Annotated in this window: 16 protein-coding genes; 11 read left to right on the top strand and 5 right to left on the bottom strand. The window is 70.4% G+C overall.

Features of this window, described 5'->3' with window-relative positions; genetic code table 11:
- Nucleotides 1-102: 102 nt before the first annotated feature.
- Nucleotides 103-1,728, bottom strand: coding sequence for an MFS transporter (locus tag IE212_RS09705; protein WP_190197321.1), 1,626 nt, complete (start codon nucleotides 1,726-1,728; stop codon nucleotides 103-105).
- Between the two features lie 115 nt (nucleotides 1,729-1,843).
- Here IE212_RS09705 and IE212_RS09700 point away from each other — a divergent pair, with 115 nt between their 5' ends.
- The 3 genes from IE212_RS09700 (at nucleotide 1,844) to IE212_RS09690 (ending at nucleotide 4,682) form a co-directional block, all read left to right on the top strand.
- The gene (locus IE212_RS09700; protein WP_373301369.1) at nucleotides 1,844-2,476 is read left to right on the top strand and encodes a TetR family transcriptional regulator; all 633 of its coding nucleotides are present in this window, start codon (nucleotides 1,844-1,846) and stop codon (nucleotides 2,474-2,476) included.
- Between the two features lie 73 nt (nucleotides 2,477-2,549).
- Nucleotides 2,550-3,758, top strand: coding sequence for an alpha/beta hydrolase (locus IE212_RS09695; RefSeq protein WP_190197320.1), 1,209 nt, complete (start codon nucleotides 2,550-2,552; stop codon nucleotides 3,756-3,758).
- A gap of 66 nt (nucleotides 3,759-3,824) precedes the next feature.
- On the top strand, nucleotides 3,825-4,682 hold the full coding sequence (locus IE212_RS09690; protein WP_190197374.1) for a DUF4429 domain-containing protein: 858 nt from the start codon (nucleotides 3,825-3,827) through the stop codon (nucleotides 4,680-4,682).
- A 77-nt stretch (nucleotides 4,683-4,759) separates the two neighbouring features.
- Here the strand turns inward: IE212_RS09690 and IE212_RS09685 are convergent, their stop codons facing one another.
- Together IE212_RS09685 and IE212_RS09680 are read right to left on the bottom strand one after the other, a co-directional pair.
- Entirely contained in the window at nucleotides 4,760-5,776 is a 1,017-nt protein-coding gene (locus tag IE212_RS09685; RefSeq protein ID WP_190197319.1) for an aldo/keto reductase, read from the bottom strand.
- Nucleotides 5,773-6,234, bottom strand: a complete 462-nt coding sequence (locus IE212_RS09680; RefSeq protein ID WP_190197318.1) for a MerR family transcriptional regulator — start codon at nucleotides 6,232-6,234, stop codon at nucleotides 5,773-5,775. Before IE212_RS09680 ends, IE212_RS09685 begins: the two co-directional genes overlap by 4 nt.
- A 98-nt stretch (nucleotides 6,235-6,332) precedes the next feature.
- Between IE212_RS09680 and IE212_RS09675 the strand changes: the two genes are divergently transcribed.
- Together IE212_RS09675 and IE212_RS09670 are read left to right on the top strand one after the other, a co-directional pair.
- Entirely contained in the window at nucleotides 6,333-6,803 is a 471-nt protein-coding gene (locus tag IE212_RS09675; RefSeq protein WP_190197317.1) for a GNAT family N-acetyltransferase, read from the top strand.
- Between the two features lie 27 nt (nucleotides 6,804-6,830).
- Complete coding sequence (locus tag IE212_RS09670) at nucleotides 6,831-7,646, top strand: serine hydrolase domain-containing protein (protein ID WP_190197316.1); 816 nt, start codon at nucleotides 6,831-6,833, stop codon at nucleotides 7,644-7,646.
- Here the strand turns inward: IE212_RS09670 and IE212_RS09665 are convergent.
- Nucleotides 7,643-8,308, bottom strand: coding sequence for a pirin family protein (locus IE212_RS09665; RefSeq protein WP_190197373.1), 666 nt, complete (start codon nucleotides 8,306-8,308; stop codon nucleotides 7,643-7,645). The two genes, IE212_RS09670 and IE212_RS09665, sit on opposite strands and share 4 nt — an antisense overlap.
- A gap of 62 nt (nucleotides 8,309-8,370) precedes the next feature.
- Between IE212_RS09665 and fasR the strand changes: the two genes are divergently transcribed.
- The 5 genes from fasR to fabF all read left to right on the top strand — a co-directional run bounded on the left by fasR (nucleotide 8,371) and on the right by fabF (nucleotide 13,331).
- Nucleotides 8,371-9,576 carry a fatty acid biosynthesis transcriptional regulator FasR gene (gene fasR / locus IE212_RS09660; protein WP_190197315.1) on the top strand — a complete coding sequence of 402 codons (1,206 nt, stop codon included), beginning with the start codon at nucleotides 8,371-8,373 and terminating at the stop codon, nucleotides 9,574-9,576.
- An 89-nt stretch (nucleotides 9,577-9,665) separates the two neighbouring features.
- Entirely contained in the window at nucleotides 9,666-10,625 is a 960-nt protein-coding gene (locus IE212_RS09655) for an ACP S-malonyltransferase (RefSeq protein WP_190197314.1), read from the top strand.
- Nucleotides 10,626-10,641: 16 nt separating this feature from the next.
- The gene (locus IE212_RS09650) at nucleotides 10,642-11,643 is read left to right on the top strand and encodes a ketoacyl-ACP synthase III (RefSeq protein ID WP_190197313.1); all 1,002 of its coding nucleotides are present in this window, start codon (nucleotides 10,642-10,644) and stop codon (nucleotides 11,641-11,643) included.
- 81 nt (nucleotides 11,644-11,724) lie between these two features.
- Entirely contained in the window at nucleotides 11,725-11,973 is a 249-nt protein-coding gene (locus tag IE212_RS09645; RefSeq protein ID WP_003989952.1) for an acyl carrier protein, read from the top strand.
- Between the two features lie 86 nt (nucleotides 11,974-12,059).
- The gene (fabF, locus tag IE212_RS09640; protein WP_190197312.1) at nucleotides 12,060-13,331 is read left to right on the top strand and encodes a beta-ketoacyl-ACP synthase II; all 1,272 of its coding nucleotides are present in this window, start codon (nucleotides 12,060-12,062) and stop codon (nucleotides 13,329-13,331) included.
- A 141-nt stretch (nucleotides 13,332-13,472) separates the two neighbouring features.
- Here fabF and IE212_RS09635 read toward each other — a convergent pair whose 3' ends face one another.
- Entirely contained in the window at nucleotides 13,473-13,967 is a 495-nt protein-coding gene (locus tag IE212_RS09635; RefSeq protein WP_190197311.1) for a DUF3145 domain-containing protein, read from the bottom strand.
- Nucleotides 13,968-14,223: 256 nt separating this feature from the next.
- Between IE212_RS09635 and IE212_RS09630 the strand changes: the two genes are divergently transcribed.
- Entirely contained in the window at nucleotides 14,224-15,111 is an 888-nt protein-coding gene (locus IE212_RS09630; RefSeq protein ID WP_190197310.1) for an SGNH/GDSL hydrolase family protein, read from the top strand.
- The last annotated feature ends 12 nt before the right edge of the window (nucleotides 15,112-15,123 follow it).

The following is a 15,123-nucleotide window of genomic DNA, read 5'->3' as shown; positions in this document are numbered from 1 at the left end:
GTCCTGCGGAGGACTTGACCCACTGTGACCTGCGATGCCCGCCGAAAGGGAGGGGCAGACGGTGGTGTTCACCCTGATGGGCGAACACCCGTCGGACGAACGTCAGATGTGCGCCGCACCCGCGCCGGCCCCCGCGTTCTCGCCACGCTTCGTCAGGAACGCCACCAGCACCGCCAGCACCGCGACCCCGGCGGCGACGAGCGACGCCGCGCTCATGCCCGAGATGAACGTGTCGTGCGCGACCCCCGTGATTTTCGCGGCGATCGCGTCCGGCGTGCCCGGCGCCACCGGCGGGACACCGACCTGGACCGCCTCGGACGCCTGGTGCTCCTGCTCCGGCGTGAGCGGCGGAAGCCCCGCCTTGGTCCAGTTGCCCGCGAGGTCGCTGTTGACCTTGGAGGCCATCACCGCGCCCAGCACAGCCGTACCGAGACTGCCGCCGATCTGCATGGCGGCCTGCTGAAGACCACCCGCGACACCCGACAGCTCCATCGGCGCGTTGCCCACGATGACTTCGGTGGCGCCGACCATGACCGGCGCGAGGCCGAGGCCCAGCATGGCGAACCAGAGCGACATGATGCCGCTGCCGGTGTCCGTCTCCAGTGTCGACATGCCGTACATGGCGATCGCGGTGAGCGCCATACCGCCCGCGAGCGGGACCCGGGGACCGAACTTGGTGATCATCGCACCGGCGAGCGGCGAGCCGACGATCATCATGCCGGTGAGCGGCAGCAGGTGCAGACCCGCGTCGATCGGGCTCATCCCGTGCACGTTCTGCAGGTAGAACGTCACGAAGAACAGGCCGCCCATGAACGCGATGGCCATCAGGACCATCAGCACGACACCCGCGGACAGCGCCACGGAGCGGAACAGGGCGAGCGGGATCAGCGGCTCCTTGACCTTCGTCTCCCAGAAGGCGAAGAGCGCGAAGCCCAGCACGGCCGCGCCGAGGAAGCCGAGCGTCTTCGGGTCGCCCCAGCCCCACTCCGACGGCGGGGCCTTGATGAGCGCCCACACCAGGCAGAACACGGCGGTCGACAGCAGGGCGATACCCAGCAGGTCGAAGGAGCGCGGGGCGTTCTCGGCGCGGTGGTCGAGGAGGATCAGCACGCCGAGGACCACGGCGAGCACACCGACCGGCACGTTGATGAAGAACACCGACTGCCAGTTGACGTGCTCGACGAGCACGCCGCCGAGGATCGGGCCGCCCGCGGTGGACGCTCCGATGACCATGCCCCAGATGCCGATGGCCATGTTCAGCTTCTCGGCCGGGAAGGTGGCCCGCAGCAGGCCGAGCGCGGCCGGCATCAGCAGCGCGCCGAACAGGCCCTGCAGGACGCGGAAGACGACGACGAACGCGATGCTGTCGGACAGCCCGATGGCGCCCGATGCGGCGGCGAAGCCGACCACGCCGATGAGGAACGTCTGCCGGTGACCGAAGCGGTCGCCGAGCTTGCCGGCCGTGATCAGGGAGACCGCGAGGGCGAGGAAGTATCCGTTGGTGATCCACTGCACCTCGGCGAAGGTGGCGCCGAGGTCCTTCTGGATCGCCGGGTTGGCTATGGCCACGATGGTGCCGTCGAGGGCCACCATCATGACCCCCACAGCGACGGTGATGAGGGTGAGCCAGGGGTGCCCGCGCAGCCCCTTGCCCGGCGTCGCGTCCGACGGCGCGCCCGGCGTCTTGTCCCCCGACCCCGTCGTGTCGATGGTGGTCTGACTAGTCATGCGTCGAGGCTAGTGACAGCCACTGACAATTGACAAACCAATTCACTAGTCGGTAACTGTCACGTTACTCCCGTATAGCCTGAGCTGGGAAGACACCGCAGACGAGAGGCACCTGTTGAACCTGCGCGAACGAAAGAAGCTGCGCACCCGGGACGCGCTGCTGCGGGCGGCCCTGGAGCTGTTCGCCACGCGCGGGTACGAGGAGACGACCGTCGACGACATCGCCGCAGCCGTCGACGTCTCGCAGCGCACCTTCTTCCGCTACTTCGCCGGCAAGGAGGAGACGGCGTTCTTCGTGCCACGGCTGGCCGAGACACACGTCGTGGAGGCCGTACGGGCGCGGCCGCCGGGCGAGCCGCCGCTGGAGGCGCTGCGCCGGGCCGTGCTGGAGAGCTGGGACAGGATCAACGAGGCCGTCGAGGAGCTCGTGCCGATCGAGCTCCACATGCGCGTCTACCGGGTGATCGAATCGACGCCCGCACTGCTCGCCGCACATCTGCGCCGGGCGGCGGAACTGGAGGAGCAGCTCGCCGGGATCATCGCCGAGCGCGAGGGACTCGATGTGGACGCGGATCCGCGCCCCAGGATCGTCGTGGCACTGTTCAGCGGGGTGATTCGTGTCACCGAGCGACTGTGGTCGGCGGGGGACGACCTCAGCCTGGACGCGATGCGCCAACTCACCACGACATACCTGGATCAGGTGGGCCCGGCCCTGGCGGAGAACTGGCGTACAGAGCCCTCCCCTTAGCACACACACCGAAACGTGATCCCGGTCACTTGGTTAACGCGAGACCCTCTCGTTCTCCTAGTGTGTCCTTTCAGTGACTTCCTTCGACACCTCCCCGCAACTGAACGTCTGGCGCGCACTGCTCGCTCTGGCCGTCGTGTTCGTGATGCTGGCGACCACTGGCTGGACGGCCCTGCGCAACCAGCGGGGCGACACGCCGCTGCAGGCCTCGCTCTCCGCCTGGGAGCACGGCCGGGTCGGCGGGCACCGGCTGCCGGACCCGCAGGCCCAGCCGAAGAAGCTGGCCCGCTTCTTCGCCTCGCTCACCGAGCGTGAGCGGGCGAGCCTGGTCCGGAAGTATCCGCTCGCGGTCGGCAACATGAACGGTGCCCCGGTCGAGCTGCGTTACCGCGCCAACCGCCTCGCGCTCGCCAAGGCGCGCGAGGTCGAGCGGGAACGCATGCACGACAAGCGCCTCACCCAGGCCGGGAAGCACGAGGCCGGCCGCAGGATGCACCGCTTCGACGACCTCATGGACAAGGGCCGCCGCATCCTCGCCTTCGACCCCGACGGCTCCGGCCGGGTGGCGGAGGTCTTCGGCGACCTGCGCAAGGCGGACCGGGTATCGGTCGTGGTGCCCGGCGTGGACACCGACCTGCTCACCTTCCAGCGCACGAACCGCGAGTACTCGGCGCCCGTGGGCATGGCCAAGTCCCTGTACGCGGCCGAGCGGACGACGAGTCCCTCGACCCGTACGGCCGTGATCGCCTGGGCCGACTACACGGCGCCGAGCGGACTCGGTATCGACTCGGCCACGGCCATGCGCGCCAAGGAGGGGGCGGGACGGCTGAACGCGCTGGTGCGGGCGCTGCCCGGCAGCTCGCCCGTCTCGCTGTTCTGCCACAGCTACGGCTCGGTGGTGTGCGGGGTCGCGGCGCACGAGCTGCCGGGCCGGGTGGCCGACATCGCCGTGGCCGGCAGCCCCGGCATGCGCGTCCAGAAGGCCGACCAGCTGCACACCACCGCCCGCGTGTGGGCGATGCGGGACGCCGACGACTGGATCCAGGACGTGCCGTACCTGGAGGTCGGCGGCCTCGGCCACGGGGCCGACCCGATGTCCGCCGGGTTCGGCGCGCGGGTGCTGTCGGCGCAGGGCGCGAAGGGTCACGCCGGCTACTTCGAGCCGGGTACGGCAAGTCTGATGAATTTCGCAGAGATCGGCGTCGGCGCATACCGCTCGGTGCACTGCGCGCATCAGGACGGCGTCTGCCGGACCGGTTTGTCCGGTACGGCGGCGGCCTGACACGCGTAGAGGCGAAGAAAACGCGGTCTGCTCGGGAGGGGGACGGAGGAACTCGTGCCGCATACGATGAGCCGCATGGGTGACGTACTGGCCGGATTTCATGCCGCCTGGGAGTTCGAGTCCGACTCCGTGCTCATCCGTTACGAACGGGGGATTCGAACGCCCAAGCTCTTCCAGGCGCTGGGGGAACGCCGCGTTCCGCTGGACGCGATCGCCGGGGTGACCCTGACCCGCGGCAGGCGCGGCACGGTCGTGCTGCGCGTCGAGCCGCGGCCCGGGGCGGACCCGTTGACGGAGGCGGCCGCCGGGCAGCTGAAGGAGAGCTGTGACCCCTACCGGCTGGTGCTCCCCGCCGAGCGGGAGATGCTCGCCGAGTACTACGCCGACGAGCTGAAGTCCCTGCTGACGGAGTCCGGTCCGGCGGAGCGGTTCCTGGTGGAGCCGCCGAAGGGGCCGTTGTCCTTCAAGGCGTACGACGGGAAGGCGACCTTCGACGGACGGACCGTGAACTTCCGGTGGTTCTGGACGGGAGCCTCGTCGGCGAAGTGGAAGGCCGGCGACCAGACGTTTCCCGTCGGGGAGCTGAGCGGGGTGGAGTGGCGGTCACCGGAGGTGTTCGAGGGGCATCTGCGGTTGCTGCGACGCGATGCGGGAGTGCCGGCCGTGCAGGCCGACCAGGATCCCGCCGCGGTGGTGTTCGGGCTCGGGTACGGGCCCGTGCACGAGTCACTGCCGTTCGCCGCGGCGGTGCTGGCGGCGGTGCGTACGTCCAGCCCGGTGGCCGCGGTTTCCGCGGCCGGCCCGCGCCGTGACCCTGCGGACATCGCCGAGCGGATTCGGCATCTCGGGGAGTTGCATCAGGCCGGGTTGGTGACGGATGAGGAGTTTTCGGTCAAAAAGGCGGAGTTGCTGGCGGAGCTTTAGCGAGTGCGGGGTGCTGCGCGCCGGCGGGTGCGGGTTTTCCGTGGCCGGTCGCGCAGTTCCCCGCGCCCCTAAGACCTCTACTCGCGGCCTGCCGAAGTGAAGGCCATGTCCGCGTAGCGGTTGCCCGCCACCTGGGCGGCTATGCCGTCGAGCAGGTCCAGTTGCTCGTCCGTCAGGACGATCCTGGTCGCCGCCGTGTTCTCCTCCACCCTGGACGGCTTGCGGGTGCCAGGGATCGGGATGACCGGCAGGCGGTGAACGGCTGCCTGCTGCTGGACCCAGGCCAGGGCGATCTGGCCCACGGAGGCGTCGTGAGCCTTGGCCACCGAGCGGATCAGCTCCAGCAGGGTCGCGTTCGTGGTCGCGTTCTCGCCCGTGAAGCGGGGTTGGTGGCGGCGGAAGTCGTCCGGGGTCAGGTCCTGGTCGGCATGGGTGAAGGAGCCCGTGAGGAACCCGCGGCCCAGGGGCGAGTACGGCACGAGGGCCACGCCCAGGTCGCGGGCCGCGGGGACCACCTTCGGCTCGATGTCGCGGCTGAACAGCGACCACTCCGACTGCACGGCGGCGATGGGATGGACGGCGTGTGCGGCGCGCAGTTCACCGGCCGTGACCTCGCTCAGGCCGAGGTGCTTGACCTTGCCCTCGCGGACCAGGTCGGCCATCGTGCCGACGGTCTCCTCGATCGGCACGTTCACGTCGCGCCGGTGCATGTAGTAGAGGTCGATGACGTCGACGTCGAGGCGCTTCAGACTGGCCTCGACGGCCTGGCGGATGTAGGGCGGGTCGTTGCGGATTATCCGGCGCGTCGGGTCGTCCGGGGGGATCGACAGGGAGAACTTGGTCGCGATGACGACCTCGTCGCGGTGGGCCTTGAAGAACGGGGACAGGAACCGCTCGTTCTCGCCCGCCCCGTACGCGTCGGCCGTGTCGTAGAGGGTGACGCCCAGTTCGAGGGCCCGTTCCAGGGTGGCCCGGGACGCGTCCGCGTCCGAGGGGCCGTAGCCGAAGCTCATGCCCATGCAGCCGAGGCCCTGGACGCCCACCTCGGGGCCGTTGTCGCCGAGCTTCGCCGTCGTGATCCTGCCGTCCGTCATCGGGACCTCTCCGACACCGGGGCGCGCCCGGCGTCCGCGTAGATACTGATCTTCTTGTCGAGCACGGCGAGCGTGCCCCGGAGTTCGTCGATCCTGGCCAGGACGTCCTCTCGGGTCGTCTTCAGCAGCTCGAAGCGCTCGCCGTAGGTGTGGTCGCCCTCACGCACCAGTTCCGCGTACCGGACCATGTCCGCGACCGGCATGCCCGTCAGGCGGAGCTTGCCGACGAGGTCGAGCCAGTCGAGGTCGCGGTTGGTGTAACGGCGCTGGCCGGTGTGGGACCGGTCGATGTGCGGCATCAGACCGATGCGCTCGTACCAGCGCAGGGTGTGCGCCGTCAGGCCGGTGAAGTCGACGACCTCGCTGATGGTGTACCTGTCCTCGCCGTCCGGGCGCCTGTTCTGCGGCGGCGCGGCGCATGTGTCGGTCCTGGTCCCCGTGGTCTCCATCACCGTCATGGCGTCAACGCTAAAACCCTGGAGCGCACTCCAAGCAAGCGCCGACGGTAAGAAATCGGCAGGACGCCTCCTGAACCGGCTGGATAGCGTACGGAGTCATGAGTGCTGTACGCCGTGCCCTGCCCGAGGACGCCGAGGAAGTCCTGCGCCTGCGCCAAGTCATGATCGACTCGATGTTCGCCACGGACCCCTCCATCGCCTGGCACGGGGATTCCCTCCCGACCCTGCGACGCAGACTGGCCGAGCCGGACGGGGACTTCGCGGCGTTCGTCGTGGACCACCCGGAGCGGCCGGGGGCACTGGCGTCGCTGGTGGCCGGGACCATCGACTACCGCATCGGGAAGTCGGGCAATCCGCGGGGCATGGTGGGCTTCGTCTTCAGTGTCGCCACCGACCCGGCCGCCCGGCGCCGAGGGTACGCGCGCGCCTGCATGACCACCCTGCTGGAGTGGTTCCGCGAGCGCGGCGCCCGGCGTGTCCAGCTGACCGCCTCTCGGGAGGCCGAGCCGCTGTACGTCTCCCTCGGCTTCCGGCCCAAGCCCGAACCCCTGCTGGAGCTCACGCTCTGAGTACAAGGACCCTTTAAGCTCGAACGCATGTCGCTGAAGAGCCTCGCGCTGATCGAGAACTGGCCGGTTCCCACCGCCGCGGCGGGTGTCGTACGGGCGGACGGCACCGTCCTCGGTACCCACGGGCCGGCCGGGCAGCGGTTCCCGCTCGCGTCGGTGACCAAGCCGCTGGCCGCCTACGCGGTGCTCGTCGCCTACGAGGAGGGCGCGATCGAGCTCGACGAACCAGCGGGCCCGACCGGCTCGACGGTCCGGCACCTGCTCGCGCACACCTCGGGCCTCGCCTTCGACGAGTACAAGGTCATGGCCCCGCCCGGGGAGCGGCGGTTGTACTCGAACGCCGGCTTCGAGCAGCTGGGCGACCACGTCGCGAAGGCCACCGACATCCCCTTCGGGGAGTACCTGCGGCAGGCCGTGCTGGAGCCGCTGGGGATGGCCTCGACGACCCTCGACGGCTCTCCGGCCAAGGACGGCGTGTCCACGGTCGAGGATCTGCTGCGGTTCGCGGCCGAGGTCCAGGCGCCGCGTCTGCTGGACCCGCGTACGGTCGCCGAGGCGATGACCGTGCACTACCCGGGCACCAAGGGCGTCCTGCCTGGATACGGCCACCAGAACCCCAACGACTGGGGGCTCGGCTTCGAGATCCGCGACTCCAAGTCGCCACACTGGACGGGCTCTTCGTCCTCGCCCCGCACGTTCGGGCACTTCGGGCAGTCCGGCACCTTCCTGTGGACCGATCCCGACGCGCGGGCCGCGTGCGTCGCGCTGACCGACCGGGCGTTCGGGCCGTGGGCGATCGAGGCGTGGCCGGCGTTCACGGACGCGGTGCTGGCGGAGCTCTAGCGCATCTCCCAGATCAGCAGCTCGGCCTCGGTCAGGCCATCGGACCGCAGGCCCTCGGCCTCCAGGCCCTCGGCGCCGGTGATGCGGGCAGCGTCACCGGCGCCCAGTTCCGCGCCGTCCATGCGCACCGCACCCCGTACGACATGGACGTACGCGTGCGCCGCGTCCGGTACCGCCGTCCGCTCCCCCGCCCGCAGCCGCCGCACGTGCAGCATCGCGCCGGCCTCCGGGACGGCGTAGGGCGTGGAGTCGGCGATGCCGTGGACGACCTCGTAGAACGGGTCGCCGCCGGGCCGGAGCGGGGCCAGCCACATCTGGATGAAGGTCAGAGGCCCCGGGCCGTCGTTGCGCTCCACGTGGCGCACGCCGCCCGCCGAGCTCAGCCGCTGCACGTCCCCGTGGCGGACCACCGACTCGTGTCCGGTGGAGTCCCGGTGCGTCAGCTCGCCCTCCACCACCCAGGTCACGATCTCGGTGTGGCTGTGCGGATGCTCGTCGAAGCCGCTGCCGGGCGCCAGACGCTCCTCGTTGCAGGCGAGCACGGCGCCGAAGCGGAGGTTGTCCGGGTCGTAGTGGGGGCCGAAGGAGAAGGCGTGCCAGGTCTCGATTCCGGCCGCCGGATCGCCGCCCTGGTAGCGCTCGTCCGCGCGCCTCACGTCCATCACGAGGTCCACCGTAGACCCGGCCACGCACCCACCCGTCCGGATAAGGCAGTCTTGTCCCCGTGCCCGAACCCGAAACCAGCAAGAACGAAGCCGCAGTCCATGACGTCCATCCGCATGCCGCGACGCTGAAGCGGCTGGAGAAGTCGTCCGGATCGCTCGCCGCGCAGGCCATCGCGCGGATGGACGAGACGCTGCCCTGGTACCGGGCCATGCCCCCGGAGAACCGTTCCTGGATCGGTCTGGTCGCGCAGGCGGGCATCGCCGCCTTCACGGAGTGGTTCCGGCACCCGGACGCCCCGCAGGCCATCTCCACCGACGTGTTCGGAACCGCGCCGCGCGAGCTGACCCGGGCGATCACACTGCGGCAGACCGTGGAGATGGTGCGCACCACCATCGAGGTCATGGAGTCCGCGATAGACGAGGTCGCGGCCCCGGGCGACGAGAGCGTGCTGCGTGAGGCGCTGCTCGTCTACGCCCGGGAGATCGCCTTCGCCACCGCCCAGGTGTACGCGCAGGCAGCCGAGGCGCGCGGCGCCTGGGACGCCCGGCTGGAGTCCCTGGTCGTGAACGCGGTGCTGAGCGGCGAGGCCGACGAGGGAGCCGTGTCGCGGGCCGCCGCCCTGGGCTGGAACTCGCCCGAACACGTGTGCGTGGTGCTCGGCACGGCGCCCGACGGGGACAGCGAGCTGACCGTCGAGGCCATCCGGCGCGCCGCCCGGCACGCCAAGCTCCAGGTGCTGACCGGTGTGCTCGGCGACCGGCTGGTCGTGATCGCCGGCGGCAGCGACAACCCGCTGGCCGTGGCCAAGTCGCTCATCGGCCCGTACGCGGCCGGGCCGGTCGTGGCGGGCCCGGTGGTGCCGGACCTGCAGGCCGCGACACGGTCGGCGCAGGCCGCTGCGGCCGGGTTGAGGGCGTGTGCCGCCTGGCAGGACGCCCCGCGCCCGGTTCTGGCCGACGACCTGCTCCCGGAGCGGGCGATGGCCGGTGACCCCTCGGCGCGCGAGCAGTTGGTGGAGGAGATCTACAGGCCACTGGAGGAGGCCGGGGCCGCCCTTCTCGAAACGCTCAGTGTCTATCTCGAACAGGCGAGCAGTCTCGAGGGCGCCGCCCGGATGCTCTTCGTTCATCCCAACACCGTCCGCTACCGGCTTCGACGTGTGACTGACGTCACCGGTTGGTCACCCTCCGATGTACGCTCTGCCTTCACGCTGCGGATCGCGCTGATCCTGGGGCGTCTGGTCGATGGAGATCTCCAGACCTAAGGTTTTGTCGAAGCCCGACAAAACCCCCTCGTGTTCTTCGTCCTTGTCCCCACGGGCGGCCGTGGCCGTCCCCAAGAGAGAGTGTGAGAGTGCTCGTACTCGTCGCTCCCGGCCAGGGCGCCCAGACGCCCGGCTTCCTGACTGCATGGCTCGACTTCCCCGGTGTCCGCGGTGCCCTCGAGGCATGGTCCGACGCCGTGGGTCTCGACCTGATCCGCTACGGCACCGAGGCCGACGCGGAGGAGATCCGCGACACCGCGGTGGCGCAGCCGCTGCTGGTCGCGGCCGGCATGGCGTCCGCGGCGATGCTGTTCGACGACCCTGCCGACCTCCCGCGCAAGGTCGGCGCCGTCGCCGGGCACAGCGTCGGCGAGTTCACCGCCGCGTCGATCGCCGGGGTACTCCCCCACGAGGAGGCCCTCCGTCTGGTCCGCACCCGCGGGCTCGCCATGGCCGAGGCCGCCGCCGTCACGGAGACCGGCATGGCCGCGCTCCTCGGCGGCGACTCCGAAGTGACGGTTCCGCACCTGGAGAAGCTGGGCCTGACTCCGGCGAACATCAACGGCGCGGGCCAGATCGTCGCCGCCGGCACCAAGGAGCAGCTCGCCGCGCTGGAGGCGGACAAGCCCGAGGGGGTGCGCAAGGTCGTCGCCCTGAAGGTCGCCGGCGCCTTCCACACCCACCACATGGCCCCCGCGGTCGACACGCTGGCGAAGGCCGCCGCCGATGCCCGCGGCACCGGCGACCCGAAGATCACCTACGTGTCCAACAAGGACGGGCGGGCCGTCGCCTCCGGTTCCGAGGTGCTGGAGCGCCTGGTCGGCCAGGTCGCCAACCCGGTCCGCTGGGACCTGTGCATGGAGACCTTCAAGGAGCTCGGCGTGACGGCCCTGATCGAGGTGTGCCCCGGCGGTACCCTCACGGGTCTGGCCAAGCGTGCTCTGCCCGGCGTGAAGACGCTGGCCCTGAAGTCCCCCGCCGACCTCGACGCGGCTCGCGAGCTCATCGCCGAGGCACCGACACCTGCCGCTGACGCGGCGGGTGCCTGAGAAGGAGCCCGAGAGCATGGCGAAGATCAAGCCCAGCAAGGGCGCCCCGTACGCGCGGATCCTGGGTGTCGGCGGCTACCGCCCGATCCGGGTCGTGCCGAACGAGGTCATCCTCGAGACGATCGAGTCGTCCGACGAGTGGATCCGCTCACGCTCCGGCATCGAGACGCGGCACTGGGCCTCCGACGAGGAGACCGTCGCGCAGATGTCGATCGAGGCGTCCGGCAAGGCCATCGCGGACGCGGGCATCTCCGTCGAGCAGATCGGCGGTGTGATCGTCTCGACGGTCTCGCACTTCAAGCAGACCCCGGCCGTCGCCACCGAGATCGCCGACAAGCTCGGCACCGACAAGGCCGCCGCCTTCGACATCTCGGCGGGCTGCGCGGGCTTCGGCTACGGTCTCACGCTCGCCAAGGGCATGATCGCCGATGGCTCGGCGGAGTACGTCCTGGTGATCGGCGTCGAGCGGCTGAGCGATCTGACCGACCTGGAGGACCGCGCCACGGCCTTCCTGTTCGGCGACGGCGCCGGCGCGGTCGTGGTCGGCCCGGCCCAGGAGCCCGCGATCGGCCCCACCGTGTGGGGCTCCGAGGGCGACAAGTCCGAGACCATCAAGCAGACCGTGCCGTGGACGGACTACCGCGACGGAACGGTCGAGAAGTTCCCCGCGATCACCCAGGAAGGCCAGGCGGTGTTCCGCTGGGCCGTGTTCGAGATGGCGAAGGTCGCCCAGCAGGCGCTGGACGCGGCCGGGATCACCGTTGACGACCTGGACGTCTTCATCCCGCACCAGGCCAACGTGCGGATCATCGACTCGATGGTGAAGACGCTGAAACTGCCGGAGCACGTCACGGTCGCCCGTGACATCCGCACCACCGGCAACACCTCGGCCGCCTCGATCCCGCTCGCGATGGAGCGGCTCCTGGCGACCGGCGAGGCGAAGAGCGGCGACACCGCGCTCGTCATCGGCTTCGGGGCGGGTCTCGTCTACGCCGCGACTGTCGTTACCCTCCCCTAGGCACTCCGTGCCGGATCATGCGGTCCGGGACGGTGAGAACCACCTGCCACACCCTCTGGATATCTACGAAGGAGCGCCAACATGGCCGCCACTCAGGAAGAGATCGTCGCCGGTCTCGCCGAGATCGTGAACGAGATCGCCGGCATCCCGGTTGAGGACGTCCAGCTGGACAAGTCCTTCACCGACGACCTGGACGTCGACTCGCTGTCCATGGTCGAGGTCGTCGTCGCCGCCGAAGAGCGCTTCGACGTCAAGATCCCGGACGAGGACGTCAAGAACCTCAAGACCGTCGGCGACGCGACCGACTACATCCTCAAGCACCAGGGCTGATCGACCGATCAGGTCCTAGGGCTGACTGCCCCGCCACCCGGCGGTGGCGCCGCTTAATCCTCTGATCCGTTGGAGAAAGAATTCCCGTGAGCTCGACCAATCGCACCGTGGTCGTCACCGGTATCGGCGCAACCACACCGCTGGGTGGCGACGCAGCCTCTACCTGGGAGGGACTGGTCGCCGGCAAGTCCGGCGTCAAGCCCCTGGAGGAGGACTGGGCAGCCGACCAGGCCGTCAGGATCGCGGCCCGGGTGGCCGTGGAGCCGACCGAGGTCCTCCCCCGGCCGCAGGCCCGCCGCCTGGACCGCTCGGCGCAGTTCGCGCTGATCGCGGCCAAGGAGGCGTGGGCCGACGCCGGTTTCGAAGCGAAGGCCGGCGAGGACCCGACCGTGGACCCCGACCGGCTCGGCGCGGTCATCGCCTCCGGCATCGGCGGCGTGACGACCCTGCTCGACCAGTACGACGTGCTGAAGGAGAAGGGCGTCCGCCGCGTCTCCCCGCACACCGTGCCCATGCTGATGCCCAACGGCCCGTCGGCCAACGTGGGCCTGGCCGTGGGCGCCCGGGCGGGCGTACACACGCCGGTCTCCGCCTGCGCCTCCGGCGCCGAGGCCATCGGCTACGCCATCGAGATGATCCGCACCGGCCGCGCCGACGTCGTCGTCGCGGGTGGCACGGAGGCGGCGATCCACCCGCTTCCCATCGCCGCGTTCGGCAACATGATGGCGATGTCCAAGAACAACGACGACCCGCAGGGCGCCTCGCGTCCCTACGACGTCGCCCGTGACGGCTTCGTCCTCGGTGAGGGCGCCGGTGTCGTCGTCCTGGAGTCCGCCGAGCACGCCGCCAAGCGGGGCGCCCGGGTGTACGCCGAGGCGGTCGGGCAGGGCATCTCCGCCGACGCGCACGACATCGTGCAGCCGGAGCCGGAGGGGCGGGGCATCTCGCACGCCCTGCAGAACCTGCTGGACCGGACCGACCTGAACCCGGCGGAGATCGTGCACGTCAACGCGCACGCGACATCGACGCCGGCCGGTGACATCGCCGAGCTGAAGGCGCTGCGGAAGGTGTTCGGCGACGACACCGACCACTTCGCGGTGTCCGCGACGAAGTCGATGACCGGGCATCTGCTCGGTGGCGCGGGTGGCGTGGAGAGCGTGGCGACGGTGCTCGCGCTGTACCACCGGGTGGCGCCGCCGACGATCAACGTGGAGAACCTCGACCCGGAGGCGGAGGCGAACGCCGATGTCGTCCGCGGTGAGGCCCGGAAGCTGCCTGTCGAAGGCCGTATCGCCGCGCTGAACGACTCGTTCGGGTTCGGTGGGCACAACGTGGTGCTGGCGTTCCGGACGGTCTGATCTCGTCTTACGGCGAGTGGCCCGGACTCTTCTCGAGTCCGGGCCACTCGCCGTTTAGTGTCGCGTTGCGTTGCGGGTGCGGGTCTGTGGGGGCTGGTCGCGCAGTTCCGCGCGCCCCTGGGGACGTGTCCCCGAGGGCGTTTACACCACCTGGTGGAGCCAGCGGACCGGGGCGCCCTCGCCCGCGTAGCGGAACGGCTCCAGTTCGTCGTCCCAGGGCTTGCCGAGCAGCTTGTTGAGTTCGGCTTCCAGGTCGGTCTCCCCCTGCCGGCTGCGCTGCAGCGCCGCCCGCAACCGGTCCTCGGGGATGAGGATGTCGCCGTGGATGCCGGTGACGGCGTGGAAGATGCCCAGGTCGGGGGTGCAGCTGTAGCGTTCGCCCTCCGCGGTCGGGCAGGGTTCCGCGGTGACCTCGAAGCGGAGGAGGTGCCAGCCGCGCAACGCGGACGCGAGTTTGGACGCCGTGCCCGGCTGGCCCTGCCAGGAGAACTCCGAGCGCCAGGTGCCCGGGGCGGCGGGCTGGCGGATCCAGTCCAGGCTGACGCGCGTGCCGAGCACCCCGGCGATGGCCCACTCGACGTGCGGGCACAGCGCGCGCGGCGCGGAGTGCACGTACAGAACTCCACGAGTCGTCACCGGAACCTCCGGGCAGAGCGGGACATCTTATGAACGGGCGGACGTCTGTGACCGGGCGGGTCACATGATGGCGAGGCTACCGTGCGGGGGCGCAAGGAGTGTGACGTACGGTCGGTCCCGGTGCCGGGAAACGCCCGCCATTCACCCAGGGGGACGCTTGTACGGGTGTGAGCCGTTGCACCTGATCGGTCGGGAACCCTCGTGCGTTGTTAATGGTTGGGGAGACAGGCACCGCACGGCGAGGGGATGACCAGGGATGCGGAAGCGAAGCCACCGCCCACGGGCCGTTCTCACCGTGGCCGTGGCGGCCGCCCTGGGTGTCGCCGGGTGTGACGCCGTGGGCGGCGATTCCCCCGCCCCGTCGCATACCGCCAGGCCGTCCCCGAAGCCCACTCCCCTGTGGGACCGCAGCCCGGGTTCCGTCGCGGCCGTCGGTGACTCCATCACACGGGGTTTCGACGCCTGCGACGTGCTGTCGGACTGTCCGGAGGCCTCCTGGGCGACCGGCGCGAGCCCCGAGGTCGACTCGCTCGCCGTCCGGCTGCTGGGCCGGGCCCGGGCCGCCGAGCGGAGCTGGAACTACGCCGTGACCGGGGCCCGGATGGCGGACCTGCCGGGGCAGATCGCCCGGGCGGTGCGGCAAAAGCCGCAGCTGGTGACGGTGATGATGGGGGCGAACGACGCCTGCCGGGCCACGCCCTCGGCGATGACCCCGGTCTCCGCGTTCCGCGCCGACTTCGAGGACTCCCTGCGCACCCTGCGCAAGGCCCTGCCCAAGGCCCAGGTGTTCGTGGCGAGCGTGCCGAACCTGAAGCGGCTGTGGTCCGAGGGCCGTGCCAGCCCGATGGGCAAGCAGGTGTGGAAGCTGGGCATCTGCCCGTCGATGCTGGGCGACGCGGACGCCCTGGACTCGTTGGCGAGCGAGCGGCGGGACACGGTGCAGCAGCGGGTCGAGGACTACAACAAGGTCCTCGAGGAGGTCTGCGCCGAGGACAAGCGGTGCCGCCACGACGGGGGCGCGGTGTACGACCACCGCTTCGGCACCGCTCAGTTGAGCCGTTGGGACTACTTCCACCCCAGCGTGAACGGGCAGGCCCGGTTGGCGGAGATCGCGTACCGCACCGTGACGGCGGAACGCCCCTGACCCCGCCCCTGA

The sequence above is a fragment of the Streptomyces djakartensis genome (assembly GCF_014651075.1).
GTDB classification, from domain to species: Bacteria; Actinomycetota; Actinomycetes; order Streptomycetales; family Streptomycetaceae; genus Streptomyces; species Streptomyces djakartensis.
The sequence above is the reverse complement of the archived record's forward strand: the minus strand, read 5'-3'. Positions and strand labels throughout refer to the sequence as shown.

What these genes read in the sequence shown, in the direction of transcription:
- IE212_RS09690 (WP_190197374.1), top strand. Translation starts at nt 3,825, where the DNA reads ATGAGCCGCATGGGTGACGTACTGGCCGGATTTCATGCCGCCTGGGAG.
- IE212_RS09645 (WP_003989952.1), top strand. Translation starts at nt 11,725, where the DNA reads ATGGCCGCCACTCAGGAAGAGATCGTCGCCGGTCTCGCCGAGATCGTG.
- IE212_RS09685 (WP_190197319.1), bottom strand. Translation starts at nt 5,776, where the DNA reads ATGACGGACGGCAGGATCACGACGGCGAAGCTCGGCGACAACGGCCCC.
- IE212_RS09630 (WP_190197310.1), top strand. Translation starts at nt 14,224, where the DNA reads ATGCGGAAGCGAAGCCACCGCCCACGGGCCGTTCTCACCGTGGCCGTG.
- IE212_RS09705 (WP_190197321.1), bottom strand. Translation starts at nt 1,728, where the DNA reads ATGACTAGTCAGACCACCATCGACACGACGGGGTCGGGGGACAAGACG.
- IE212_RS09680 (WP_190197318.1), bottom strand. Translation starts at nt 6,234, where the DNA reads ATGACGGTGATGGAGACCACGGGGACCAGGACCGACACATGCGCCGCG.
- IE212_RS09650 (WP_190197313.1), top strand. Translation starts at nt 10,642, where the DNA reads ATGGCGAAGATCAAGCCCAGCAAGGGCGCCCCGTACGCGCGGATCCTG.
- IE212_RS09665 (WP_190197373.1), bottom strand. Translation starts at nt 8,308, where the DNA reads ATGGACGTGAGGCGCGCGGACGAGCGCTACCAGGGCGGCGATCCGGCG.
- IE212_RS09670 (WP_190197316.1), top strand. Translation starts at nt 6,831, where the DNA reads ATGTCGCTGAAGAGCCTCGCGCTGATCGAGAACTGGCCGGTTCCCACC.
- IE212_RS09675 (WP_190197317.1), top strand. Translation starts at nt 6,333, where the DNA reads ATGAGTGCTGTACGCCGTGCCCTGCCCGAGGACGCCGAGGAAGTCCTG.